23 protein-coding genes are annotated in these 25,057 nt (G+C 34.9%); 8 read left to right on the forward strand and 15 right to left on the reverse strand.

Annotated elements, in window-relative coordinates; genetic code table 11:
- Positions 1-67: 67 nt before the first annotated feature.
- The 5 genes from ettA to ACPX19_RS13585 form a co-directional block, all read right to left on the reverse strand.
- A complete protein-coding gene (gene ettA, locus ACPX19_RS13565) occupies positions 68-1,759 on the reverse strand; it encodes an energy-dependent translational throttle protein EttA (protein ID WP_426430574.1) in 1,692 nt (563 codons plus the stop codon).
- A gap of 2 nt (positions 1,760-1,761) precedes the next feature.
- Positions 1,762-1,944 carry a CAL67264 family membrane protein gene (locus ACPX19_RS13570; protein WP_243472163.1) on the reverse strand — a complete coding sequence of 61 codons (183 nt, stop codon included), beginning with the start codon at positions 1,942-1,944 and terminating at the stop codon, positions 1,762-1,764.
- 103 nt (positions 1,945-2,047) lie between these two features.
- On the reverse strand, positions 2,048-2,773 hold the full coding sequence (locus tag ACPX19_RS13575) for a pirin family protein (RefSeq protein ID WP_426430575.1): 726 nt from the start codon (positions 2,771-2,773) through the stop codon (positions 2,048-2,050).
- Between the two features lie 23 nt (positions 2,774-2,796).
- Entirely contained in the window at positions 2,797-3,234 is a 438-nt protein-coding gene (locus tag ACPX19_RS13580) for a MarR family winged helix-turn-helix transcriptional regulator (RefSeq protein WP_426430576.1), read from the reverse strand.
- 1 nt (position 3,235) lies between these two features.
- Positions 3,236-3,769 carry an NADPH-dependent FMN reductase gene (locus ACPX19_RS13585; protein ID WP_426430577.1) on the reverse strand — a complete coding sequence of 178 codons (534 nt, stop codon included), beginning with the start codon at positions 3,767-3,769 and terminating at the stop codon, positions 3,236-3,238.
- A 153-nt stretch (positions 3,770-3,922) separates the two neighbouring features.
- Here ACPX19_RS13585 and ACPX19_RS13590 point away from each other — a divergent pair, with 153 nt between their 5' ends.
- Positions 3,923-5,566: an acyl-CoA carboxylase subunit beta gene (locus ACPX19_RS13590; RefSeq protein WP_426432460.1), complete on the forward strand. Its 1,644-nt coding sequence runs from the start codon at positions 3,923-3,925 to the stop codon at positions 5,564-5,566.
- Here ACPX19_RS13590 and ACPX19_RS13595 read toward each other — a convergent pair.
- From ACPX19_RS13595 to ACPX19_RS13625, 7 genes are all read right to left on the reverse strand, one after another.
- Positions 5,563-6,900 carry a M24 family metallopeptidase gene (locus tag ACPX19_RS13595; protein ID WP_426430578.1) on the reverse strand — a complete coding sequence of 446 codons (1,338 nt, stop codon included), beginning with the start codon at positions 6,898-6,900 and terminating at the stop codon, positions 5,563-5,565. The genes ACPX19_RS13590 and ACPX19_RS13595 overlap by 4 nt on opposite strands.
- 83 nt (positions 6,901-6,983) lie before the next feature.
- Positions 6,984-7,163, reverse strand: coding sequence for a hypothetical protein (locus ACPX19_RS13600; RefSeq protein ID WP_426430579.1), 180 nt, complete (start codon positions 7,161-7,163; stop codon positions 6,984-6,986).
- 98 nt (positions 7,164-7,261) lie between these two features.
- Positions 7,262-7,624 (reverse strand): methylglyoxal synthase, encoded by a 363-nt coding sequence (locus tag ACPX19_RS13605; RefSeq protein ID WP_426430580.1) that lies wholly within the window; start codon positions 7,622-7,624, stop codon positions 7,262-7,264.
- Positions 7,625-8,488, reverse strand: a complete 864-nt coding sequence (locus ACPX19_RS13610) for a BadF/BadG/BcrA/BcrD ATPase family protein (protein ID WP_426430581.1) — start codon at positions 8,486-8,488, stop codon at positions 7,625-7,627.
- A gap of 75 nt (positions 8,489-8,563) precedes the next feature.
- Positions 8,564-9,565 (reverse strand): type I glyceraldehyde-3-phosphate dehydrogenase, encoded by a 1,002-nt coding sequence (gene gap, locus ACPX19_RS13615; protein WP_426430582.1) that lies wholly within the window; start codon positions 9,563-9,565, stop codon positions 8,564-8,566.
- A gap of 12 nt (positions 9,566-9,577) precedes the next feature.
- On the reverse strand, positions 9,578-10,564 hold the full coding sequence (pfkA, locus tag ACPX19_RS13620; RefSeq protein ID WP_426430583.1) for a 6-phosphofructokinase: 987 nt from the start codon (positions 10,562-10,564) through the stop codon (positions 9,578-9,580).
- Between the two features lie 137 nt (positions 10,565-10,701).
- Positions 10,702-15,081, reverse strand: a complete 4,380-nt coding sequence (locus ACPX19_RS13625; protein ID WP_426430584.1) for a translocation/assembly module TamB domain-containing protein — start codon at positions 15,079-15,081, stop codon at positions 10,702-10,704.
- Positions 15,082-15,366: 285 nt separating this feature from the next.
- On the opposite strand from ACPX19_RS13625, the gene tsaD reads away from it, so the two are divergent.
- From tsaD to ACPX19_RS13660, 7 genes are all read left to right on the forward strand, one after another.
- A complete protein-coding gene (gene tsaD / locus ACPX19_RS13630) occupies positions 15,367-16,389 on the forward strand; it encodes a tRNA (adenosine(37)-N6)-threonylcarbamoyltransferase complex transferase subunit TsaD (protein WP_426430585.1) in 1,023 nt (340 codons plus the stop codon).
- A gap of 103 nt (positions 16,390-16,492) precedes the next feature.
- A complete protein-coding gene (locus ACPX19_RS13635) occupies positions 16,493-17,125 on the forward strand; it encodes a peptidylprolyl isomerase (protein ID WP_426430586.1) in 633 nt (210 codons plus the stop codon).
- Positions 17,125-17,829: a 16S rRNA (uracil(1498)-N(3))-methyltransferase gene (locus ACPX19_RS13640; RefSeq protein WP_426430587.1), complete on the forward strand. Its 705-nt coding sequence runs from the start codon at positions 17,125-17,127 to the stop codon at positions 17,827-17,829. Before ACPX19_RS13635 ends, ACPX19_RS13640 begins: the two co-directional genes overlap by 1 nt.
- 121 nt (positions 17,830-17,950) lie before the next feature.
- A complete protein-coding gene (locus ACPX19_RS13645; RefSeq protein WP_426430588.1) occupies positions 17,951-18,592 on the forward strand; it encodes a DUF4159 domain-containing protein in 642 nt (213 codons plus the stop codon).
- A 35-nt stretch (positions 18,593-18,627) separates the two neighbouring features.
- Positions 18,628-19,128 (forward strand): TrmH family RNA methyltransferase, encoded by a 501-nt coding sequence (locus ACPX19_RS13650; RefSeq protein WP_426430589.1) that lies wholly within the window; start codon positions 18,628-18,630, stop codon positions 19,126-19,128.
- Positions 19,129-19,165: 37 nt separating this feature from the next.
- Positions 19,166-20,254: an AI-2E family transporter gene (locus tag ACPX19_RS13655; RefSeq protein ID WP_426430590.1), complete on the forward strand. Its 1,089-nt coding sequence runs from the start codon at positions 19,166-19,168 to the stop codon at positions 20,252-20,254.
- A gap of 7 nt (positions 20,255-20,261) precedes the next feature.
- Complete coding sequence (locus ACPX19_RS13660) at positions 20,262-21,443, forward strand: THUMP-like domain-containing protein (protein WP_426430591.1); 1,182 nt, start codon at positions 20,262-20,264, stop codon at positions 21,441-21,443.
- On the opposite strand, the gene ACPX19_RS13665 is transcribed toward ACPX19_RS13660, so the two are convergent.
- From ACPX19_RS13665 to ACPX19_RS13675, 3 genes are all read right to left on the reverse strand, one after another.
- Positions 21,430-21,843, reverse strand: coding sequence for a hypothetical protein (locus ACPX19_RS13665; RefSeq protein WP_426430592.1), 414 nt, complete (start codon positions 21,841-21,843; stop codon positions 21,430-21,432). The genes ACPX19_RS13660 and ACPX19_RS13665 overlap by 14 nt on opposite strands.
- A gap of 116 nt (positions 21,844-21,959) precedes the next feature.
- Positions 21,960-22,610, reverse strand: coding sequence for a ligase-associated DNA damage response endonuclease PdeM (gene pdeM / locus ACPX19_RS13670; RefSeq protein WP_426430593.1), 651 nt, complete (start codon positions 22,608-22,610; stop codon positions 21,960-21,962).
- Positions 22,611-25,016 carry a ligase-associated DNA damage response DEXH box helicase gene (locus ACPX19_RS13675; RefSeq protein WP_426432461.1) on the reverse strand — a complete coding sequence of 802 codons (2,406 nt, stop codon included), beginning with the start codon at positions 25,014-25,016 and terminating at the stop codon, positions 22,611-22,613. It abuts the gene before it with no gap.
- Positions 25,017-25,057: the final 41 nt, after the last annotated feature.

A 25,057-nucleotide genomic window follows, 5' to 3' on the forward strand; every position in this document is an offset into this window, starting at 1 on the left:
AACAAAAAAGGATATAACAGAAAAGCCAGCAAATGCTGGCTTTTTTGTTGCTGTAAGTACGCAAGTATTACCTCACTAACTTTTTATATTTAATTCGTTTTGGCATCAAATCACCACCAAGTCGCTTCTTCTTATTTTCTTCGTAATCACTAAATCCCCCTTCAAAGAAAAAAACTTGAGAATCTCCTTCAAAGGCTAAGATATGTGTACATATTCTATCTAAAAACCACCTATCGTGGCTGATAACTACAGCGCAACCTGCAAAGTTTTCCAAACCTTCTTCAAGAGCTCTTAAAGTATTGACATCTAAATCATTGGTTGGCTCATCTAAAAGTAAAACATTACCTTCTTCCTTTAAGGTCATTGCTAAATGTAAACGGTTACGTTCACCACCAGAAAGTAATTTCACTTTTTTATTCTGTTCACTACCTGAGAAGTTAAATCGACTTAAATAGGCCCTAGAGTTGACTTGGCGATTACCCATCATAATTAGCTCTTGTTCATCGCTAAAGTTCTGCCATATGGTTTTTTCAGGATCAATATTTGAATGCTTTTGATCTACATAGGCAATCTTGGCTGTTTCCCCAACTATAAACTCCCCTTTATCTGGAGTTTCCTCTCCCATTATCATCTTAAATATTGTGGTCTTACCAGCACCATTTGGTCCAATGACCCCAACAATGCCTGCTTGAGGTAAATTAAAGTTTAAATCTTCATATAATAACTTATCACCATAGGCCTTGCTCACACCTATGGCCTCAATGACATTAGTCCCTAAACGAGGTCCATTTGGAATGTATATTTCAAGTTTTTCATCCAATTGCTTTTGGTCTTGACTTAAAAGTTTATCATAGTTCTTTAAACGTGCTTTTTGTTTAGTTTGTCTTCCCTTAGCACCTTGACGTACCCATTCTAACTCTCGCTCTAGAGTTTTTTGGCGTTTAGAAGCAGATTTACTTTCTTGTGCCAAACGTTTTGACTTTTGGTCTAACCACGATGAATAATTTCCTTTCCAAGGAATACCTTCTCCTCTATCGAGTTCTAAGATCCACCCAGCAACATTATCTAAAAAGTACCTATCGTGCGTTACAGCAATTACTGTTCCTTTATATTGCGCCAAATGATGCTCTAACCAGTGAACCGATTCTGCATCTAGATGGTTGGTTGGCTCATCCAATAGCAATACATCAGGCTCTTGTAAAAGTAAACGGCACAATGCTACTCTACGACGTTCACCACCAGATAATACACCTATTTTCTTATCACCTTCTGGTGTACGCAAGGCATCCATTGCAATTTCTAGCTTAGTATCCAATTCCCAAGCATTAGTTGCATCAATTTGATCTTGCAATTCAGCTTGACGATTCATTAACTTTTCCATCTTATCTGGATTGCTATAAACCTCTTCTAAACCAAATTGATCATTAATACTGTTATATTCATCTAGGATAGTTACAATCTCGGCTGCACCTTCCTTAACGACTTCCATAACTGTTTTTTCGTCATCTAATTGCGGTTCTTGCTCTAAATAGCCAACCGTATAACCCGGTTTAAAAATGACATCGCCTTGATAGTTTTTATCTACACCCGCAATGATTTTTAATAAGGTGGATTTACCTGAACCATTAAGACCAAGTATCCCAATTTTTGCTCCATAAAAAAAACTTAAATAGATATTTTTTAGTACTGGAGTGTTTGCTGATTGAAATGTCTTGGTTACACCAGACATTGAGAAGATTATTTGCTTATCGTCACTCATGATTATACTCTTCCTTTTAATGCATTAAACACCCAAGCTATGGCAAAAAAGCCAATGCCAACTGCTGCAAAGCCCCATCCCGCAACCTCATCGTAACGGAATGCACCAAGAGCAATTAATCCAAGTCCAACAATAATCATTATGGTTGTAGCCCAAGCTAAAACCGTGTTTTTATTCATCGCCATAATCGTATTCTTAATTTTAGATAGTTAGTTAGGAACAAATATCGTTATTTTAAAATAAAAAAGCACCACAATTTGTGGTGCCACTTCAACAACTTAAATACTATTACAATGTAATCATAGGGACTTCTATGAACAGCAGTTCAGAGTCTTCAGTTGCATTTATATTAAAGTCAGGTGTTTCAGTAATTCCCAAAGCATCCCTTGAGTTTAATTGAACATCTGAAATCGAAACTCCTCCACTGATATTCATTACATAGACACCGTGGTTTTTACTTTTTAAATCGTAGGTAAACGACTCACTTCCTTTTAAATCTAAACGCGATAATTTTGCATCTTGATGTATTTTTAAACTATTCTCGTCTTCATCTTTAAAAGAGGTTACTATGGTTTGTAATTTCCCCTTTCTGTCTTCTTCATGAAAAGTTTTTTGATCATACCTTGGTTTCACGCTGCGTTCTTCTGGGATGATCCAAATTTGGAATAAACTTAGGTATTCATCTACAGAGCCATTAATCTCAGAATGTTGTATACCAGTTCCTGCAGACATCACCTGTACTTCACCTGGAACAACAGGTATCCAATTATCTCCCATATTATCTCTATGCTTTAATACTCCTTTTAGTGGGATTGTTATGATTTCCATATTGTCATGTGGATGTGTCCCAAATCCCATTTTTGGTGCAATAATATCATCATTTAACACTCTTAATGCACCAAAATGTACTTTTTCTGGGTTATACCAACCGGCAAAACTAAAGGAATGGTTTGCTTGCAACCATCCATGATTTGCAAATCCTCTGTCTTCTGCTCTGTGAAGTATTGTTTTCATTTCTATTTTCCTTTCTTATTTAGTTATCGTATTTTATCTAATAAATCGCTTAATTGTGCCGCTTCATTTTCAGTAATTTCTCCTAGCCAATCGTCATTAAAATCATCAGAAATTTCATCTAACAATTCTAATCCTTTTTTAGTGATTTGAACATGAACCACACGTCTATCATCTTTACATGGTATACGCTCTATTAATTCCTTAGCACATAATTTATCCGTCAACCTTGTAGCATTAGGAGCACGCTCTATCATTCTGTCTTTTACTACTTGCATAGACAATGGTTGATTTGCTCCCCTTAAGATTCTAAGAATATTATATTGCTGCGGTGAAATTCCAAATGCTGCAAAAAATGTATTTTGTTTTGCCGTAATCCAATTTGCAGTGTACAAAATGTTTATTAAGGCTTTGGTTTTATTGTCCTTAAATTTTGAATTAACATCGTTTGCTATATCTCCCATTTCATAGCGATTTTTGTAATTCTTCTACTTGTGCTAAAAGCTCATTATTTAAATCTTCATTTGTTATTTTACCATTCTCAAAATTTTCATTAAAAGATGGAAGCGAAAACGTAGCTACAATGTTACCATCGTGCCATGGAAATCTTGCCTTTGCAATAGTTAAAACGGTTTGCCCTCCCCTAGCACCAGGTGATGTAGCCATTAACAACATTGGCTTTTTAAAAAGGAAATTACTTTCAATTCTTGTCATCCAATCAAAAAGATTCTTAAACACCGTAGCATAAACACCGTTATGTTCTGCCAATGAGAGTACGAGACCATCCGATTCTTTAATTAGATTAAGTAATCTATTTGCGCTTTCTGGCATTTCTTCTAATTCGCCCTCTAGGTCTATACTATATAACGGAGCATCAAAATCATTAAGATCGATTAAGTTCACTTCAACATCCTTTAATAAGGAAGATGCATATTTAGCCAACTGCTTATTAATTGACGTTTTACTATTACTCCCTGCAAATGCTAATATTTTTTTCATTTTATAAATCTTTATGGTACAAATTTAGAATAAAATAATTTATTTTCCAAGGAATATATTTCCGTGTTATATATATTTAACTTTTCATTTAGATTTCACCTCTAGCAACTAAAACTAATGTTTCGTAAATTCGTAGCCACAGAAATAAAATTTATGGACATTCAATTCAACAAAAACGAAGACCACAATAAGCTATTAGTCTCTGAATTAAAAAAACGACTGGTTAAAATAAAACTTGGTGGTGGTGAAAAAAGTATAGCCAAGCACCACAGCAAAGGAAAAATGACTGCTAGGGAACGTATAAATTATTTATTGGATCCTAAATCTAAATCTATAGAGATTGGTGCTTTTGCTGGTGAAGATATGTATCCAGAATATGGTGGATGTCCGTCTGGTGGTGTTGTTGTAAAAATCGGCTATGTAAGAGGCAAACAATGTATTGTTGTTGCTAATGATGCAACGGTTAAGGCTGGCGCTTGGTTTCCTATTACCGGAAAAAAGAACCTAAGAGCACAGGAAATTGCAATTGAAAACAAATTACCTATTATTTATCTTGTAGATAGTGCAGGTGTATTTTTACCCATGCAAGATGAGATTTTCCCTGATAAAGAACACTTTGGGCGAATCTTTAGAAACAATGCCGTGATGAGCAGTATGGGTATTACTCAAATTTCTGCAGTCATGGGCAGTTGTGTTGCTGGTGGAGCCTATTTGCCTATAATGAGTGATGAAGCGCTTATTGTAGATAAAACAGGAAGCATTTTCCTTGCTGGAAGTTATTTAGTAAAAGCGGCTATCGGAGAGACCATCGATAACGAAACCTTGGGTGGTGCAACCACACATTGTGAAATTTCTGGTGTTACCGATTATAAAGCTAAAGATGATAAAGACGCCCTTGACACTATAAAAAACATTATGGATAAAATTGGTGACTTTGATAAAGCTGGTTTCAACAGAATAAAACCCGCTAAGCCAAAAGAAAGTTCTGAGGACATCTATGGGATCTTACCGAAAAGCAGAGCGGACCAATACGATATGAATAAAATCATAAAGCGTTTGGTAGACGATTCTGAATTTGATGAATACAAAAAGGGTTATGGTCAAACTATTATTACAGGTTATGCACGTATTGATGGTTGGGCTGTAGGAATCGTTGCCAATCAGAGACAAATTGTAAAAACTAAAGGTGCTAAAACCAAACCTAGCGAAATGCAGTTTGGCGGTGTTATTTACAATGACTCAGCCGACAAGGCAACACGATTCATAGCCAATTGCAATCAGAAAAAAATTCCACTTGTCTTTTTACAAGACGTCACCGGTTTCATGGTTGGTAGTAAGTCTGAACATGGCGGTATTATAAAAGATGGCGCCAAAATGGTAAACGCCGTTAGTAATTCTGTTGTACCGAAATTCACCATTGTCATAGGCAACAGTTATGGTGCTGGTAATTATGCCATGTGTGGCAAAGCCTATGATCCAAGATTGATCGTAGCATGGCCTAGTGCTGAACTTGCCGTAATGAGTGGTAAATCTGCTGCTAAAGTACTCTTACAAATTGAAACTGCTTCGCTAAAAAAGAAAGGCGAAACCATCACAAAAGAAAAAGAAGAGGAACTTTTTAATAAAATAAAATCGAGATACGATAACCAAGTGTCTCCATATTATGCTGCTGCAAGATTATGGACTGATGCCATCATAGATCCTTTAGACACCAGAACCTGGATTAGTATGGGTATTGAGGCCGCCAACCATGCTCCTATTGAAAAACCTTTTAATTTGGGAGTGCTGCAGGTTTAATTGCGTGTTTGCACATTTATTCTTGGAATAGTTAACAGCTTTGTCTGTCTACCATTAACATATCTGAAGCCATTTGGTCCCCAAAACCCAGCTTCTTCAAGCATAATACGTATATCTCGTTGCCATTCTGGAATATTAACCGTGGTATTTAGTTCAATGGCATACACCGTATTCTCGTGCAACGGATAGTCTCCATTAACAGGAACACCATCTTGAGCGTCCCACATGCCCAATGTGGTTCCTGAAGAGTGACCATAAGAGCCCAATGGATGTGTATAAATAGCTGGTCGTAACCCTTCGTTTTTAGCCTGTTCTAAGGATTCAAGTAGAATAGTATTTCCGGTTTTTCCTGTTTTAAAATTGAATGTAAAAATGTCTTGTACCCTATTCCCTTTTTTAAGAGCTTCCACCAAGAAATCTGGAGCTTCAGTTTCCGTTGGCCTTAAGACATAAGCTAATTCCTGACAGTCTGTATTTAAACGCAGGTAGGTTATTCCCATATCGCAGTGCAATAAATCTCCAGGAAGAATAACCATATTTTCTGGTCTGTTGGAAAACGCATACAAATGGTTGCCTAATTCTTCTGCAGTACGCTGAACATCAACCGTAGGATGAAACCAAGTTTTTAATCCTAAAGCTGTTATTTTATCACGCATCCACCACTCTACGTCTGTGGTTGTGGTTACGCCTGGAGTTATCACTTTTTTCGAAAATGCCTCTGCAATAATATCATGGGTTATATCAACCAACTGGCTATAAATAATCATCTCCTTTTCGGTACGTGTTTCGATCCATGATATAGCTAACTTTTCAGCTGATTTCACCCTTGGTTTATAATCACTCGGTAGATTCTCCATAAAGGTTTCATAATCTGTTTTTAAAATGCCATCGCAGATATTAAAATGTTCGGAATAATTAAGTCCTATGGATTTTGGCTGTCTTTCTTCAATGATTTCCATCAATCGCTTCCATTGGTCTGGCTGTTTTTCCTTGTCCCATGCCGATATGATATTTTCCCCAAAATTATAGCGGGCAACAGCCAGCTTTTCAAGGGTGTTGTTGTCTTTATTTCTATAAAAAACGAGGATAGTGCGTCTTCTGGCGTTCAACCAGGTTGCAGGTAACATGGTTTTAAGTACTGGATCTTCATTGTATTCCCTTGATATTAATATCCACATATCAAAGCCCGAGTCATCCATTAATTTTGGCAATAGATTTTCAAATCTGTCTTTTAAAATTTTGTCTATAACCTCAGCTCTTTTCCGTTGAGGAAGGATTTGTTGGGCATTTAAATAAGAGAGTGAAATAAAAAGTATGGTAAAAATATATTTCATTTTATAATCGAAATTTATCTAAAAATAGTGATAAAAAAAGAGCACCACAATTGGTGCTCTTATATTTTATATCTCATTAGCGGTTATAAACTCGCTTCACGCTCAGCTTTCTTTTCTTCTCTAATTTCTTTAAAACGCTCAATTGCAGAACCAAACACCCAGTAAGGTATTACAAAGGTTAAAAGGAAAATCATTAACCAGAACCCTATAGTTAAAATGGTTAAAAATGCTAAAAATCCTAAATATTGATCAAATTCAAACATAATTTCGTTTCATTTTTAAAGATGTTACAAAGATATAACCAAAATATAAGTTTTACAATAGGTGTTTTCAGATTTATTAACACAAAATGAACAACACTTTACACCGCTTTAATTAATAATTCTGCCGTGGCTGGATTTGTAGCCAGAGGCACATTATGAACATCGCATAACCGCATCAACATTAAAATGTCTGGTTCGTGAGGGTGTTTGTCTAAAGGATCTCTAAAAAATATGACCATTTGGCATTTTCGTTCTGCTACTCTTGCAGCAATTTGGGCATCACCTCCTTGAGGGCCAGATAAAAGCGCATGGACTTCAAAACCAGCTTTTTTAACCTTCTCTCCTGTTGTACCAGTAGATATTAAAGTGATTTTCTTTTGATGCAAGATTTCTGAATGTTCATTTAAGAACTGTACCATTTCCGCTTTTTTTCCATCGTGCGCAATTAAAGCTATTTCCATTTATAAATTGTTAACGTGGTAATGCACCAAACCTTCAATTGGTCTTCTGACAAAATTACCGACTTTAAAACCATATTCTTGAGCAACTTCTCTAATCTCCTCTTGAGAAAAATAAGCTATAGAACCCGCAAAGTGAACAGAGATACCTTTGTTTAATTCTTCTTTAAACTGAAGAATCATATGTTCTGTAAACTTACGAAGACCTGATTTGATTAATTCCTTAATATAGTCTGAGTCTTTATTTAAAAACATAAACTCTGCAAAACTTGCTAGATATGCATTAGGATTAGGTTGTTTATATAAATTATACTTTATGTAATCAGCATCTACATTGTATTTATGACTAAAAGCTAATTTTAAAGTATGTGGCATAATGTTAAAATAGTAATCTCTTATCAATTCTTTTCCGTAATAATTACCACTGGCTTCATCCATTAAAGTATAACCTAAACTTTTAACACGTTGGTGCAATGTCTCTCCGTCAAAATAGCTACAATTAGAACCTGTACCTAAGATGCAAACCACGGCAGCTTCATCATTACTGTTTATAGTAGATCTCACGGCAGCCATGGTGTCTTCTTGAACATCTACTTTTGCATTAGGAAAAATCTGTTCTAAAATTTCCTTTAGCATTGCTCTGGGATTCTCTGTACCACAGCCTGCACCGTAGAAGAATATATATTTCACTTCTGTGTTAATAGCCATTAGCTCATCACTTTTTCGGATGATTTTATTGAGCTTTTTTTCACTTAAAATGGCTGGATTTAAGCCTTTGGTCCTAATTCTTTGGTTAACTTGATTACCTTTTTCATCTATTGCAATCCAGTCGCATTTTGTAGAACCTCCATCTGTTATTAAAATCATAATGATTATATACTAAAAATTCCGTAGCCTATGTTAAAACATAATCCTACGGAATTTAGAATTTATGTTATAAAATTAAAGGCTATTTACCTTTTGAGCCAAGTCAACCAGTTTATTTGAATAACCAAACTCATTATCGTACCAAGACACTAATTTAAAAAAAGTTGAGTTTAACTCTATACAGGCATCTGCATCAAATATACTTGTACGCTCATCACTAACAAAATCTTGTGAAACTACTAATTCATCGGTGTACCCTAAAACACCTTTCATAGCACCTTCTGAAGCCTTTTTAAACGCAGCTTTTATTTCTTCAAGCGAAGTTTCTTTTTTGGTTTTTACTGTTAAATCAACTACAGAAACATCAGCTGTTGGCACTCTAAATGCCATTCCTGTAAGTTTTCCGTCTAGCTTAGGAATCACTTTACCTACAGCTTTTGCAGCGCCAGTAGAAGCAGGTATAATATTTAACAACGCACTTCTTCCTCCTCTAAAATCTTTTCTTGAGGGTCCATCTACCGTTAATTGCGTAGCAGTTGTAGCATGAACCGTTGTCATTAAAGCTTCTTCGATACCAAAATTGTCATCAACAACCTTAGCTAAAGGAGCTAGACAGTTTGTTGTACAAGATGCATTTGAGACTATTTTATGATTTGCAGTTAATTCATTATCGTTAACACCCATTACAAACATAGGGGCATCTTTACTAGGAGCAGAAATTACCACTTTCTTAGCTCCAGCATCAATATGGTATTGAGCTGTTTCCAAAGTTGTAAAAATACCTGTACATTCAGCTACAACATCAGTTCCTACTTCATCCCATTTTAAATTTTTTGGATCGCGTTCTGCAGTTACTCTAACGGTTTTCCCATCTACAACCAAATGGCCGTCTTTTACTTCTACAGTGCCATCAAAACGACCATGAACAGAGTCGTATTTTAATAAATATGCTAGATGTTCAACATCTAATAAATCATTTATTGCAACTACATCTACATCTGGACGCTTGATTGTTGCTCTAAATACTATTCTTCCTATTCTTCCGAATCCGTTAATTCCTAGTTTTAAGTTTGACATTTTTCTTTAGTTTTAAATTGTCATTATATCTGAAACTCTTAATAGTTCCATATTAATTTTTGATTTTCCTTTTACTGCTTGGTCAAATGGAGTCAAATCCATTATATCGTTTTTAAGACCCACCATGAAATTACTTTTCCCGGTTATTAAGGACTCAACTGCTTTAACACCCATTCTACTTGCTAATACTCTATCAAAACATGATGGACTTCCTCCGCGTTGCATATGACCAAGGACTGAAACTCGTACTTCATATTCTCCCTTATTTTCTTCAACGTAGTCTGCTAATTCGAACACATTCTTTCCAATTTTATCACCTTCAGCAACAACTACTATACTAGATGACTTACCTGATTGTTTACTTCTTCGCAACGACTCAAGTAGTCTTTCTAAACCAAGATCCTCTTCAGGTATTAAAATTTCTTCTGCTCCTGCACCTACGCCTACATTTAATGCTATATGACCCACATCTCGTCCCATCACCTCTATAAAAAAGAGTCTATTGTGCGAACTAGCGGTGTCTCTAATTTTATCAATGGCTTCTACTGCAGTATTTAAAGCAGTATCATAGCCTAATGTATGAGTTGTTCCAAATATATCATTGTCTATAGTGCCAGGAATACCCATAACCGGAAAATCGAACTCTTGGTTAAAAATCATGGCACCTGTAAAACTACCATCACCACCTATAACCACAAAAGCATCAATACCAGCTTTGGTAAGGGCATCATAAGCTTTCTGTCTGCCTTCTTTAGTTCTAAATTCCTGTGAACGGGCAGATTTTAGAATTGTACCGCCTTTGTTAATGATACCTTTTACACTTCGTGCGTCCATTTTTTCAAAGTCACCTTCAATCATTCCTTGGTAACCTCTATAGATTCCGTAACACTCTACTCCATGATATACACATGTTCTAACTACAGAACGGATAGCTGCATTCATACCTGGTGAGTCTCCACCAGATGTTAAAACACCGACTTTTTTTATTGTATGTTGCATTTTATATTTTATTCAACAAAGTAAAATTAATAAACAATAAACGGAATAATGTGACTATTGTCATAAAAAAATGTTACTAAAAACAATTCAAACGTTTTCGTTAATAAATATTTTAATAAATTTTTAAAAAAGAAGGTTTAGGACTTCGATTTTGTCTTCTTTTTTTTCATAGATATGTACTCTGGCATAAGGTCATTTTCGTCATTTTCATCCTCTTTTTCATCGGTAATATTCTTTTTGTCTTTACGATTTTTACCCGAAAAAATAATCTGAAGAAACTCTTTAAAAGTATCAAATTCAACACTGTAAGACATACCAATACCTTGAGTGTAGCCAATCTCTTCACCAAAATTTCTTATGGTGTTTTCTCTGTTAAATACTTTAGCGCGAAGTGTACCATCTTCATTTAGTAAAAAGTCTACTTGAACATCGCCTGTTATGGTAGTTTGTTGTGCACTCCCAAATGGTACACCAACCTTACCATTGACTAAAACTTTATCTGAAATTTTTGTTTGAAGGGTAACACCAACCGAATTATTAGTTTGTAAATCTGGAGTATCTTGACCTATTTCAGCCACAATGCCTATGTCTAAATTATCATTATTGTCGCCCAGTATATTATTCAAAATTCCTGTTAAACGCTCTGATAGGGTTCCTGTAATATCCAAACCACCTGATGTTGTTGTAAAACCCCCAGTACCTAGAAGTGTAAGTGCCTGATTATTCCTAATGTCTTTTGACGACAATCTATAATCTAACTCTGACTTGACTGTAGAAGATACATTTGGAAAACGCAAATCGAAATCTGGTTGCGGCTGTTCCAAATCGCCAGTTAAGTAGATATCTACTTCAACCGGAATTCTTTGAGAGATAGGATTGTCTAATAGAACCGATGGGTTTGCCTTGGTTCGATAGATGGCTTTTAAATTTATCTCTGCACCCATAGGATCTCCTTCCCAAACGATAGTGCCACCTCGCTCTACCTCAAACTTTTTTTCAACCAGCCCACTATACTTAAAATTATACACACCTTCGTAAACAGTAAAATCTCCCCACATGTTAAATGTTCCGTTGGTGTTGATGAAAAACCCCAAGAAACCTCTTCCTTTTCCTTTTATTGTACTACCTGCTTCTTTATCTATAACTATTTCTATAGTTGCATCCTCAGTTACATCTAAATCGAAATTGAGCTCCAAGCCTTTTACTTCAATGGCCTCTGTGACTTCTCCGTTAAGCCTAGCTTTCTTTTCTTCTGGGCTTAAAAAATGAATAAACGAGTTATCACCAAAACTCTCAGAATCATTTAAAGGAATATTAAAAACTGTTCCTGATCCTGTACTCCCTTGTACATCTATAATTAATTGGTCTGTCGGTCCACTAATACTAGCTTCTCCGGACACAAAGGCAGTACCATAATACAATTCGTCTTCAGATTCTTCTGTGTTTAAAACCAGTAAGCGGTCTGTACTTAAGTCTAAACCAAGCTCCCAATCCGAAAAATTGTTATGCTCTATATAGCCATTCAAATACCCTTGAGAGAAATATTTTGAGTCTGTCATCGCAACATTATTAAAAATAAACTGCTGATTGCGTAAGGACACTTTAGAATCAAAATCAAAACCATAATCTACATTAAGATATGGTATGGATAAGCCTGCCCTATCAAGTAGTAGTTCACCGTCAATGCTGGGCTTGTTTAAACTTCCTGTAACTTTTGCTTCACCCGAAACCAAACCTCTAATATTACTTATAACACCTTCCCCAAGTGGATTTAATGGATCCAACAAAAACTCTTCAAAGGATACATCTAAATCAATTATTGGTCTATTCTCTGCAACATCTATGGTTCCTTTGGCTAAAAAAGAAGTAAGGTTATCATTTACCAGAGAAACATTAACCAGATAATTTGTAATAGAATTATTACCTTCTATATCTGCTGTTAAATTGCCTAAATCATAATCATTAACAAATAGATTACTTATTTCTAAGTTAGACTTTGGTAAATACGTACCATTTTTTTGGACAAGATCTAATTTTCCATTTACCACTCCAGCCAAATCCAAGCTATCTATTCTTGGAGTTATTTTCACCAGCTCTACATCTTTAAAATCTACTCTGATATTTTTGTTAATACTATCACTAATAATCCCAGAAACTTCTATGATTTCATTACCTTGATTAATTGTGATAGGGAAAATATCAAAAGCAGAAAGTGTTCTATCGAATCTAACCTTGTTAAAATTATTTTTTTCTGAATTTATAAACCATTCATAACCTTTAAATACTACATCAGATTTTCTAAATCCTACAATCGATTTATTAGCTTCATCAATTGTGTAATACAGATTTAGGTTAAAAATATCTTTATTGTTCTTGCCTCCTTTAAATTCCGTTTTCACAAGAAGCGTATCTCTTCTTGTAACATTAATTAAAGTAAAATCAGAGGCATTATAAACACCTGCGCTAAGTGTATCTATCTCAATAAAAGTATTATAAAGCGGATTACTATTATTTACATTAAGGTTAATATTATTTGCAAAGTAATCCTTGAATTTGATTTCTGGTGAATTAAAGGTAAAATCAAATCCTTTTGCGTCTGTTTCAACCCGTCCTTCAATAAATGTGTTTTTGCCTAAATAGAGGTCTTTAAAAAAGACTGCAGCTATTTTAGAGTAAATATTGAACTTAAAATCTATATACTGCCCTTTTTCTATTTTAAAAGGCTCATAATTGGTATAAATACTTCCAACGGAATTCTCAACCAACTTTAATATATCTTCTGTTCTAAATTTTCCTTTTATATTTCCATTGATAATATCTAGTGAGTTTATAGTTATGGTACGCTCATCACCTTGGAACGATGATACAATATCAAAATCCTCAAATGCATACCTGCTATCCTGGTTCTTGTAGGTTGTATTTTTTATGTTAATGGCACCACTTGCATCATCTAAGTTAGAACCTGTTGCTGTCATATTGACCAAGCCTCTAAATTCTGAAATACTATCTCTAGTTACAAAATTTAGTACCCGTAGATTGGCATAACCTACATTAGCTTTAAAGTCGAATTTCTTTTTCTCTTCTGTAAAATCTACCAAACCATTGAAATCCAATTGAAGGTTTGGATCATCAGCAATAAGGTTACCGTTAAAGATTTTGTTACCTAAATCACCTGAAACCTGAATATTCCGATACGTATAACCATTATACTCTAAACTAAATACATCTCCTTTTATGTTTGAGCTTAAATTGTCTAAAGTGAAACCTTTACCATCAACATCAAGATTTGCAGAAACAAACTTAGCATTAGGGTCATTTATAATCTTACCAATGTCAAATTCATCAAAGACTATGTTTCCGATATAACTGGCTCTATCAATATCATCTACTTCGGTAAGCTCTAAATCAGATTTTATAAATCCTAAATCAGTATCTATTTCAATATCAGCATTTATGTGCTTGGCAGTAATCTGAGATGTTCCTGCAATCTTAAAATTGCCTACCTTAGATAAAACCGTTGGGATTGCACTGCCGAGTATTCGAGGCAAAAGTGCAGTTAAATCGTTGTAATTTGAAGCTAAATTTTTAAAATTACCATTCAAAGCAAACGTATCGTCTTCTTTGCTAAACAAATTTTTAAAGGTAATATCTCCTATTATCCTAGTATTTCTTGTTGTGCTTATATTTAAGTTTTTGGCTTCAAGATTGTTTAAAGTTCCTGATAAATCTGCATTCAAACTAGTACGTTGATTAATACCAAATTCGTCAAAAAATACGTTTAGCTCTGTAAGCGATATTTCAGAGTCTTTAAAACTTGCTGTAACGTTTACTTTATCGGTAAAATCTTTTAAATCTTCTCTTTGGTAGTCAAATCTTAAATCTCCTTTGAGTTCTGATTTTTCCGTTTGAATGGTTAAATCGTCAAATTTCATATGATCCAAAGAATACTCAAAGTTGGCTTTTAAATTATCTACGGTTATACCTCTGCTGTCCTTAAAGCTAAATTTATTAATCCGCGAACTAACCTCTGGGCCATTTATCAAAAAATTGGTTGTATTGGCATTCAGTTCTGAAAACTCAAAAATTCTTGGTGTTTCAAGGTTCTCATCACTCAATTTAAAAACACTATTTTCTATTGATAAATCACTAGAGGAAAACAAGAAACTGCTTGGGCCCTCTCGTGGATTGTCATCTTCAAACTTCGCTACAAAAACATCGAGATTAGTATCTTCTTCACCCTTGTAAGTTTTTAGGTTAAAAACCAAATCCTGAATATCAATATCTCCTAAATTAAACTTACTGTTGTAAAGATTCTTGAAGCTTATGATAGAACTATTTAACTCACCAATACTTATAAGTGTATCATTTTTGTAATCTCTAATGAGGATTTCTTTTAACTCTATATCACCATTGAGTTGAAGACCAACCTTACCAATATTTATATCGGTTTTAAACTCTTCGTTTACTTTTTGCGTAGCATACTTACCAAGCTTGGTCTGTACAGCAGGAATACCCAAAATTAAAAAGACAATAAGAAACAAGAGCAGAATGATCCCTACTACTTTACCTATTATTTTGAGTACTCTTTTGATATGGATTAACGATTACTAATTGATGAAAAATTCATGTACTTTTGCCCTTACAATACTTTGTTAGGTACCGACTTGGACTATAATTGGTAAAATTAACAATAATTATGCCCAATAACGATTATGAAAGTCAATAATTGTATTGAACAAAAAAAGAATTTTACTAACCAATACTAATAAAACTAAACCAATTGTTTGTAAGATTTAGTTGAGATGAAAAATGATAATATTTACATACTTGGTATAGAATCGTCATGTGATGATACCTCAGCTGCTTTATTATGTAACGATACCATTTTAAGTAATGTTGTGGCAGACCAAAAGATTCATGCCGAATATGGTGGCGTTGTCCCAGAATTAGCCTCTAGAGCACACCAACAAAATATTGTTCCAGTGGTTCACCAAGCATTAAAACAAGCTGGTATTTCTAAAGACCAATTGAGTGCTATTGCCTTTACTCGTGGCCCTGGCTTAATGGGCTCCTTATTGGTAGGTACGTCGTTTGCCAAATCTTTAGCTTATGGCTTAGACATTCCTTTAATTGACGTTAACCATATGCAAGCGCATATTTTAGCACATTTCATTAATGAGGAAGGTCATCAAAAACCACCGTTCCCGTTTTTAGCCATGACCATATCTGGTGGACACACCCAAATTGTAAAAGTGACTAATTATTTTGAGATGGAAGTCTTAGGAGAAACCATTGATGATGCAGTTGGAGAAGCTTATGATAAAAGTGGAAAAATATTAGGTCTTGGTTATCCTGCAGGACCAGAAATAGACAGACGTGCACAGTTAGGAAACCCAAAAGCCTACAAGTTTACCAAACCAAAAGTAGATGGTCTTGATTTTAGTTTTTCAGGTTTAAAAACCGGTATACTCTATTTTGTTCAGCGCGAAACCAAAGCAAATCCTAACTTTATTGAAGAGAACTTAAATGACATATGTGCGTCTATACAATATACTATTATAGGTATTTTAATGGATAAATTAAAACTTGCTGTAAAGCAAACAGGTATTAAACACATTGCTATTGGCGGAGGAGTTTCTGCAAATTCCGGAATTAGGAAGGTACTCAAGGATGCCGAACAAAAACATGGCTGGACCACCTACATACCAAAGTTTGAATACACCACAGACAATGCTGCAATGATTGCCATTGTTGGGTATTTAAAGTATCTAGAAAAAGACTTTTCAAATTTTGATGTCATGGCTACGGCAAGATTGAAGATTTAAATTGTTAAAACATCTGTTGATAACAGATAGCATAGAACTTCATATAAATTTTAAATTTTAGTTGTTTTGTAAGTATCCCAAATTAAACGAATTCAAATACACAATGAAACAATTATTTTTTCTACTACTCTGTATTCCTTTTTTGAGTTTTTCGCAAGATGCTTTAGAAACTAAACTTGATTCTATAAATTCTATTGAAGACGCTGAGATTTTTGCAAAAGCTTATAAAAAATCCAATAAAAGTAAAGTCTTCACTTTTAATAAAGAAAAACATAAAACTCGGTTAGCAGACGAGCTTTTTAAACTTTCTAGAGGCGGGAAAAAAGTAGTTAAGGGTGACTATAAAACAACCTATTACAAAGTTATTGAAAAAGAAAAAACCTTACATTATAGAGCGAGTTATATCTTTTTTGATGGCGACGAAATGACCCTAGAAGACATCAATGAAAAGCGAGATAAAATCATTTCACAATACCAACAAGGTTACAAATTTGATAAGTTAGCGCAGTTACATTCAATGGATTTAAACGCTAAAAAAGGTGGCGATTTAGGTTGGTTTCCAGAAGGTGGTAATATACACCCAATGTTTGAAGAAGCTGTAAAAAACCATAATGTTGATGATATTTTCACCTTAGATATAGAAGACAGAAATTGGTATTATGTGGTTCTAAAAACTCACGATTCTAAAACCATTGAAGAAATTACCGTTTTACAATACTCCGAACCAATAGATTAATGCAGCTATTCTACAATCCTAATATTTCTGAAAAAGACACGACATTTAACTTTGACAAAGACGAAAGCCGACATATCGTCAAAGTGCTTCGCAAAAAAACTGGAGACCTATTGCACATTACCAATGGTTATGGTTGGTTATTTGAAGCCGAACTTACCTTTGTTGACACTAAACATTGCACAGTAAAAATCTTAACCCAAAAACTTCAACCAAAGCGAAATTTTAACTTGCATCTAGCCGTTGCACCTACTAAAATGAACGACAGATACGAGTGGTTTTTAGAAAAAGCTACAGAAATAGGCATAGAAGAAATTACACCTATCATTTGTGATAATAGCGAACGTAAAGTTGTAAAACTAGAGCGTTTTGAAAAGATTATTCAATCTGCCATAAAACAATCTTTACAATGCTATTTGCCAAAACTAAACATGCCTATATCTTTTAAAGATTTTGTAGATACTTCCTTTTCCGCAAATAAGTTTATTGCACATTGTGAAGAAACCGATAAGAAATCATTAAAGTCGCAATTAGAGGCAAATAAAGACACTGTAATACTTATTGGACCGGAAGGGGATTTTAGCGTTAAAGAAATCGAAATGGCTTTGGCTGCTCAATATATTCCCGTAACTTTGGGTAACACACGGTTGCGTACAGAGACGGCTGCCATTGCAGCCTGTCATTCGGTTGCTTTTGTAAATGAATAATATTTGTTGTCATTCCTGCGTCCGCGTGCCGCTGAAGCTTTAGCGGAGGCGCAAGGCAGTAATCTAAACTTGTATAATAATGTTTCACTTCGACTGCGCTCAGTGTGACAAAACATTTAATATGAAAAAACTACTAACTTTTTACTTTTCACTTTTTGCTCTTGCCCTCTTTGCCCAAGACGTCGCTGTGCTTAAGTACAAAGGTGGTGGCGATTGGTATAGCAATCCAACAGCACTGCCTAATTTGATAAAGTTTTGCAATGATAACATCGATACCAATATCAATGAAAATGTACAAACCGTTGAAGTTGGTAGCACCGATATTTTTCAATATCCGTTTTTACACATGACAGGTCATGGTAATGTGTTTTTTAGTGATGATGATGCCGAAAACTTAAGAAAATATCTTCTTTCTGGTGGTTTTCTTCATATTGATGATAACTACGGCATGGAACCCTATATTACTAAAGAATTAAAAAAGGTGTTTCCAAACAATGAACTAAAAGAGATCACAAAAGAACATGAAATTTTCAGGTCTGCTTTTGAATTCCCTAATGGTTTACCAAAAATACATGAGCACGATGGAAAAGCGCCTCAAGCCTTTGGTATTTTTCACGAAGGTAGATTAGTCTTACTCTTCACGTTTGAAAGTGATCTTGGTGATGGATGGGAAGATCCAGAAGTCCATAATGACCCACAAGATGTGCGTGAAAAGGCACTTAAAATGGGAGCCAATATTTTAAAATATGCTTTTGAGAATTAACTAATTACTTTATACTAACAACTAATTACTAATTCTTGCAACTCACTCATCACACTTCAAACTTTAAAAAGCAAAAGCAACTCATCACTTTAGTTTGCGATAACATTACGAATGCTCCTAACATCGGAAGTTTGTTTCGTATTGCAGATGCGTTCAATATTGAAATGCTTATTTTTTGTGGAAATAACATTCCTATTGGAAGACGAATGACCAAAACTTCGCGTGCTACCGAAAAATATGTGAACCATAGCATTGAAGAAAATATTGATAATGTCATTCTTCAATTAAAAAAAACACATCAAATAATAGCTTTAGAGATTACCGAGAATAGTACTGAGTTATGCACATACAAACTAATCAATAATCAACCTATCGCTTTAATCCTAGGAGATGAAAACTTAGGGGTTTCAGAAACTGTATTAAAACAATGTGAGGCTACTGTTCATATCAATATGTACGGAAACAACAGTAGTATGAATGTGGTACAGGCTGCTAGTATTGCACTTTACGAATTCACTAAACAACTTAATTCTTAAATTTGTCTTGCTGAATTTATTTCAGCATCTTTGATATATGAATGCAAAAATTATAGCAAATGGCATCCTTAGGGCTTTGGGAATTCTCTTGGGCATCGCCTTAATTTTGTTCTTTCTGTACAAAATACAATCTGTAATCGTTTACATAGCCATTGCTGCTGTAATTTCACTAGTAGGCAGACCGATTGTTTTGTTCCTTAGACGAAAGTTAAAGTTCAACAATACCATTGCTGTTGTCTTTACCATGCTGTTGTTTATTGGTTTACTTGCTGGTTTGATAGGTATGTTTATTCCTTTGATAACAGACCAAGGTAAGAATTTAGCACTCTTGGATTTTAAACAACTAGAGATCAATTTAGACAATCTATACCAACAAATTGTTACTTATTTTGAATTCAATAATATTGATGTTCAGCAATCTTTAAAGGATTCGAATATACTTTCCAAGCTCGATTTTTCATTGATTCCAAACTTTTTTAATAGTTTGGTTAGTGGTCTGGGTAGCTTTAGTATTGGTTTGTTTTCGGTACTATTTATTTCATTCTTCTTTTTGAAGGATAGCAAATTGTTTGAAGATGGCATTATGACCTTTGTACCAGAGGGTAATGAAACGCGCTCTAAACGCTCTTGGAACAAGATTAAAGACCTCTTATCGCGATATTTCGTAGGGCTTATTTTTCAGATTTTAATCCTATTTGTTATCTATACGATAGTTCTGCTGGTTTTTGGGATAGATAACGCCGTAGTTATTGCATTTCTTTGTGCATTGCTAAATTTAGTGCCGTACGTTGGTCCTTTAGTCAGCGGATTTTTAATGCTCATACTTAGCATGTCAAGTAACCTAGGCGAAAGTTTTAGTCAAGTTATACTTCCTAAAACCACTTATGTTATGATTGGGTTTATCATTGCCCAATTGGTAGACAATTTCTTTAGTCAGCCTTTTATATTCTCTAAAAGTGTAAAATCACATCCATTAGAAATCTTTTTGGTTATCATTATTGCAGGTATCCTTTTCGGTATTATTGGTATGATTGTCGCGGTACCTGCCTACACAGCGATTAAAGTGATTTTAAAAGAGTTTTTATCTGAATCCAAGATTGTTAATAAGCTTACCAAAAACTTATAGTAATAGTTTGAATAAATCTGTATTAAATATTGAAATACAAGATTTTATAGATTTAAATTTAAAATCCGATATTTCAGATTTATTACTTAAAGGGATACCCTTTGCAGCTATAGACCAAAAGCTTATAATAGAACAGATTGAAGCTAAAAAACGATGCAAAAAAAAGCTACCGACATGGTTTAACACTCAAAATATTTACTACCCAAACAAGCTGAATATAGAGCAAACTTCATCAGAAGTGACAGCAAAGTATAAAGCCAATTTAGTTCATGGAAAATCTTTAATAGATCTTACCGGTGGCTTTGGAGTTGATACTTACTTTTTTTCAAAACAAATCGAAACCGTTACCCATTGTGAAATTAATAATGAGCTTTCAGAGATTGTAAAACATAACAAAAAGGTTCTTAAGGCTGACAATGTTTGTTACTTAAATGAAAACGGTATTGATGCCTTAAAGCGAATGGAGCAATCCTTCGATTGGATTTATATTGACCCTTCTAGAAGAGATGAATCAAAAAACAAGGTTTTTCTTCTTTCGGACTGCACACCAAATATAAAAACCTTTCAAAATCTTTTTTTAAAATATGCGGAAAACGTGATGATAAAAACATCACCATTACTGGATATCACAGCAACTAAAAATGACCTAGGGAGCGTAAAACAACTTCATATTGTTGCAGTAAACAATGAAGTTAAAGAATTACTTTGGATTTTAAAACGAGGTTTTGAAGGTGATTTTAAAATTAAAACCGTAAATCTTACAACCAATGATAATGAAATTTTTGAATTTAATTATAACGACGAACCTAAAGCAAAAGCAAATTATTCTAGGCCTCTTAACTATTTATATGAGCCTAATTCAGCCGTTTTAAAAGCTGGTGCGTTCAATTCAATAAGCTCTGAACTAAATCTTTACAAACTTCATAAGCATTCACATCTGTATACCTCAGATACATTACAGTATTTTCCCGGAAGACGATTTCGTGTAGAACAGATCATCCCATTCAACAAAAAAGAATTCACGAAAACGGGTATTAAGAAAGCGAATGTCACTACCCGAAATTTCCCATTATCTGTGAGTGATATAAGAAAAAAGCTTAAAATAAAAGATGGCGGCTCCAATTACCTATACTTCACTACAGATATAAACAATAACAAAATAATAGTTTTCTGCACTAAAGAAAAGTAGGTATATAAGACACTATTTCATTATTGCTATCGATCTCAATTTCATAAGCCATACAAGATTGCATAGTAAGTACAACCTTATCATCACTTACTAATGTTTGGTTACTATCTATTGAAAATAGTACTTCACCCTCTCCAAAACTAGCCCATGATGTTGTCGTATTTGCAGGAATGTTGGGAATATCAACTAAAACAACACCATTGTTATCAATGACTTTAAAATCCACACTAACAGTTCCGTTATTAATGACTCTTGTAATTGGATCTTCATCTACACAAGGTTCATTAAGTTGACTTGGTGTTAAATCCTGTGATTGGTTATTTTCTACTGAATCTGACGTACAAGTCAGAAACGCAAAAGTGATACACATTAAAAATGTGTGTTTAAGCAGGTTTTTCATCGGTTAATAGTTTCGTCGCCTTAGATCAACACCTAAGCGATCAATTTGGGACAACAAACATAAAAATAAATTTTAATATATCGATAAAAAGATATATTTATTCGACGAAATGCATGTTAATTAAATTCAAAAATTTGACTTTCCGTAAATGGAAAGCAGATAGAATGCTCAGGAATATCAATTATATGTAGTCCTGTAAAAAGGCTGAAAGCCGGTAATATAATTCGGTTTGAAGCGACGAGATAACAAGGTAATTTCAATCTTTGCCTCCCCTTTCCTTTAATCAAAATCCCAGGATGCAAATGACCTGAAATCGTAAACTTATCTGAGTTGGATTCACCAGGCTCATGAACAAAAAAATAGGGCTTCAAGAACAACTCAGATTCTACCTTGATGTTCATTTTTTCCATAAATAGATGAGACTGCCTATCATGGTTACCTTTAATAAGGGTAACTTCAAGACTTGTAAATTGTGCCAACCAAGATTCAAAGGTTGACATATCTACATTATTTTCGGCATGAAACAAATCACCAACAATGAGGAGTTGCTTAGCTTTAAAATGACGAATCAATTGTTGTAAACGCTCTAAATCCTTTTGAAGAATATCATCTGGAACAGGAATGCCATGCCTTCGAAAATGAGCCGTTTTTCCTATATGAAGATCAGATAGTATCAAAGCCTTCTGAGTATCCCAATAAATAGCACGTTGATTGGTTAAGATCAGACCATCATCTGCTACGGTAATATGTTTAGTTACAATAGTCAATTAATGAATTTTAAAGGCCTGTACCTTCATGCGTTGAATACGTTTATCTAAATTTTCATTACTCATCGTACCACGTAGGCTATCTACCTTTAAAGGGAAACTCAAGGGGGTAAAGGACTTGGCTTGTTTTACTATAATTTTACTTTTGGCAATACGCTCAAACGCCTGCTGCAGACGTGCTTCTTCCAACTGCTGATTAAAAACTTCGGTATAGGCTTGACGCAATAATAAATTATCAGGTTCGTAATCTTCCAATACTCTAAAAATTAATCCAGAGGAGGATTGTAAACTCTTATTGTTTTTTCGTGTTCTAGGCTGGGATTGTACCACTAATCCAGCAATAACAGCAATATCCCTAAATTTTCTAGAAGCCATTTCAGAAGCATTAATACTGGCAATAACATCGTCCATAAGGTTTTCCTTGGATAATAGGCCTTCAATATTATCAGCATGTACCGGAATGGGTTGGTCGCTTAACAATTCAAACCCATAGTCATTCATCGCAATGGTAAAGGTTATGGGTTTTATTTTACTGATTCGATAGGCAATTAAAGATGAAAACACTTCATGCACCAAGCGTCCTTCAAAAGGATACATAAACAAATGGTGTCCGTCTTTAGTTTCAATCAGTTCCACTAAGAATTCATCAGCTTTTGGGATATGGGAATTTTCGTGTTGACGACTGATCAAAGGGTTTAAAAACCGTAGTTCCTTCTCTAACCTTCCGGGTTGTAAAGCATGTGATAATTGCAATCTTAAATAATGACTTAAATGTGAGGTTAAAGGCAATCTACCTCCCAACCAACTTGGGGATACAGCCTTTTTCGCTTTGCTTTTTCTCACTAAAGCGGTCATGTCCTTAATCTTTACGAGTTCTAAAATGCGTCCAGCAAGAATGAAACTATCACCCGGCTTAAGTTTTGAAATGAAAAACTCTTCAATCATTCCAATATAACCACCTGACATGAATTTCACCATCATATGGGCTTCACTTACAATGGCACCAATATTCATACGGTGCAGCATGCTTATGCGTCTGCTCTTTACCCTATACTTGCCATCATCATCTAAAAGGACTTTGTGAAATTCTTCATAAGACTTCAACGTTTTTCCACCTTGGGTTATAAATTGAAGACACCATAACCAATCGGCTTCAGTCATATATTGAAAAGCATGAACTTGTTGAATTTGATTAAATAATTGCTTAGCATTAAAACCTTCACCAACAGCTAGTGTCACCATAAATTGCACGAGCACATCATAGGTTAAAACCATGGGATCTCGGGCTTCGACCTGTTTGTTTTTAATCGCTTCTTTCAATGCTGAAACTTCTACCAACTCTAAGGAATGCGTGGGCACAAAATAAATTTTAGAGCGTTCAAAAGGGGAATGGCCACTGCGTCCTGCGCGTTGCATAAATCGAGCTATACCTTTAACCGATCCTATTTGAATCACACAATCTACAGGCTTAAAATCGACACCCAAATCCAATGACGAGGTACAAACGACGGCTTTTAAATAACCCGAAGCAATATTATCCTCAATCCAGTTTCTTAGTTTTTTATCAATAGACCCATGATGAATGGCTAAAAGTCCGGCCAAGTCAGGTTGTGCATTTAAAAGCACTTGGTACCACAACTCGGCTTGCCCTCTAGTATTTGTAAATATTAATGTTGTGGTATTCGCAGCTATAATTGGCAGGATTTTGTTTGCCATTTTTGCTCCTAAATGACCAGCCCATGGCAACACTTCAACCTCATCTGGTAATACGGAAATGATATCTAATTTCTTTTTTTGTTTGGCAGTGATCTGAGTTACTTTTAAATCGCGATATGGCAACAGTACTTGTTTTGCCTCTTCTAAATTACCAATGGTGGCTGTGATGCCCCAGATACGGAGTTTTGGTGTATACTGTCTCAATTGAGATAGCGCCAATTCGGTGAGGACACCACGTTTGTTTCCTAGAAGTTCGTGCCATTCATCAATAGCCACACATTTAACGCCTTTAAACCATTTGGAATTTTTCTTTTGGGAAAATAACAGGTGCATAGTTTCTGGTGTGGTCAGTAAGACATCTGGCATCAGACGTTCTTGTTTACGCCTTATTGCGCTTGGTGTATCGCCATTTCTTACCTGTACTGACCAATCCAAACCAATAGCATCTACAGCTTCGGTCATGGCTTTGGCTAAATCCTTGGCTAGAGAGCGTAACGGACTAATCCATAAAAGCTTTAATCCTTTTTTGTATTGTTCGGGGTGATTAAGGTAATCTATAACTACCGCCAAAAAAACTGAGAAGGTTTTACCAAAACCCGTTGGTGCCACCACCATACCCGAATAGCCATTGGCATAGCGCAGCCACGTCTGTTCCTGAAATGGGAATGGTGCTTGACCCTTTTCTGCCATCCAGTTTTTTATGAGTCGTAAGCCATCACTGTCTTTAAATG

This window comes from Winogradskyella sp. HB-48, from assembly GCF_049942685.1.
In the GTDB taxonomy this organism is placed as follows: Bacteria; Bacteroidota; Bacteroidia; order Flavobacteriales; family Flavobacteriaceae; genus Winogradskyella.

What these genes read in the sequence shown, in the direction of transcription:
- ACPX19_RS13610 (WP_426430581.1), bottom strand. Translation starts at nt 8,488, where the DNA reads ATGATTTTAATAACAGATGGAGGTTCTACAAAATGCGACTGGATTGCA.
- ACPX19_RS13600 (WP_426430579.1), bottom strand. Translation starts at nt 7,163, where the DNA reads ATGTTTGAATTTGATCAATATTTAGGATTTTTAGCATTTTTAACCATT.
- ACPX19_RS13575 (WP_426430575.1), bottom strand. Translation starts at nt 2,773, where the DNA reads ATGAAAACAATACTTCACAGAGCAGAAGACAGAGGATTTGCAAATCAT.
- ACPX19_RS13640 (WP_426430587.1), top strand. Translation starts at nt 17,125, where the DNA reads ATGCAGCTATTCTACAATCCTAATATTTCTGAAAAAGACACGACATTT.
- gap (WP_426430582.1), bottom strand. Translation starts at nt 9,565, where the DNA reads ATGTCAAACTTAAAACTAGGAATTAACGGATTCGGAAGAATAGGAAGA.
- ACPX19_RS13635 (WP_426430586.1), top strand. Translation starts at nt 16,493, where the DNA reads ATGAAACAATTATTTTTTCTACTACTCTGTATTCCTTTTTTGAGTTTT.
- ACPX19_RS13590 (WP_426432460.1), top strand. Translation starts at nt 3,923, where the DNA reads ATGGACATTCAATTCAACAAAAACGAAGACCACAATAAGCTATTAGTC.
- ACPX19_RS13580 (WP_426430576.1), bottom strand. Translation starts at nt 3,234, where the DNA reads ATGGGAGATATAGCAAACGATGTTAATTCAAAATTTAAGGACAATAAA.
- ACPX19_RS13585 (WP_426430577.1), bottom strand. Translation starts at nt 3,769, where the DNA reads ATGAAAAAAATATTAGCATTTGCAGGGAGTAATAGTAAAACGTCAATT.
- ACPX19_RS13570 (WP_243472163.1), bottom strand. Translation starts at nt 1,944, where the DNA reads ATGGCGATGAATAAAAACACGGTTTTAGCTTGGGCTACAACCATAATG.
- tsaD (WP_426430585.1), top strand. Translation starts at nt 15,367, where the DNA reads ATGAAAAATGATAATATTTACATACTTGGTATAGAATCGTCATGTGAT.
- ACPX19_RS13675 (WP_426432461.1), bottom strand. Translation starts at nt 25,016, where the DNA reads ATGGCAGAAAAGGGTCAAGCACCATTCCCATTTCAGGAACAGACGTGG.
- ettA (WP_426430574.1), bottom strand. Translation starts at nt 1,759, where the DNA reads ATGAGTGACGATAAGCAAATAATCTTCTCAATGTCTGGTGTAACCAAG.
- pfkA (WP_426430583.1), bottom strand. Translation starts at nt 10,564, where the DNA reads ATGCAACATACAATAAAAAAAGTCGGTGTTTTAACATCTGGTGGAGAC.
- ACPX19_RS13645 (WP_426430588.1), top strand. Translation starts at nt 17,951, where the DNA reads ATGAAAAAACTACTAACTTTTTACTTTTCACTTTTTGCTCTTGCCCTC.
- ACPX19_RS13605 (WP_426430580.1), bottom strand. Translation starts at nt 7,624, where the DNA reads ATGGAAATAGCTTTAATTGCGCACGATGGAAAAAAAGCGGAAATGGTA.
- ACPX19_RS13655 (WP_426430590.1), top strand. Translation starts at nt 19,166, where the DNA reads ATGAATGCAAAAATTATAGCAAATGGCATCCTTAGGGCTTTGGGAATT.
- ACPX19_RS13665 (WP_426430592.1), bottom strand. Translation starts at nt 21,843, where the DNA reads ATGAAAAACCTGCTTAAACACACATTTTTAATGTGTATCACTTTTGCG.
- ACPX19_RS13595 (WP_426430578.1), bottom strand. Translation starts at nt 6,900, where the DNA reads ATGAAATATATTTTTACCATACTTTTTATTTCACTCTCTTATTTAAAT.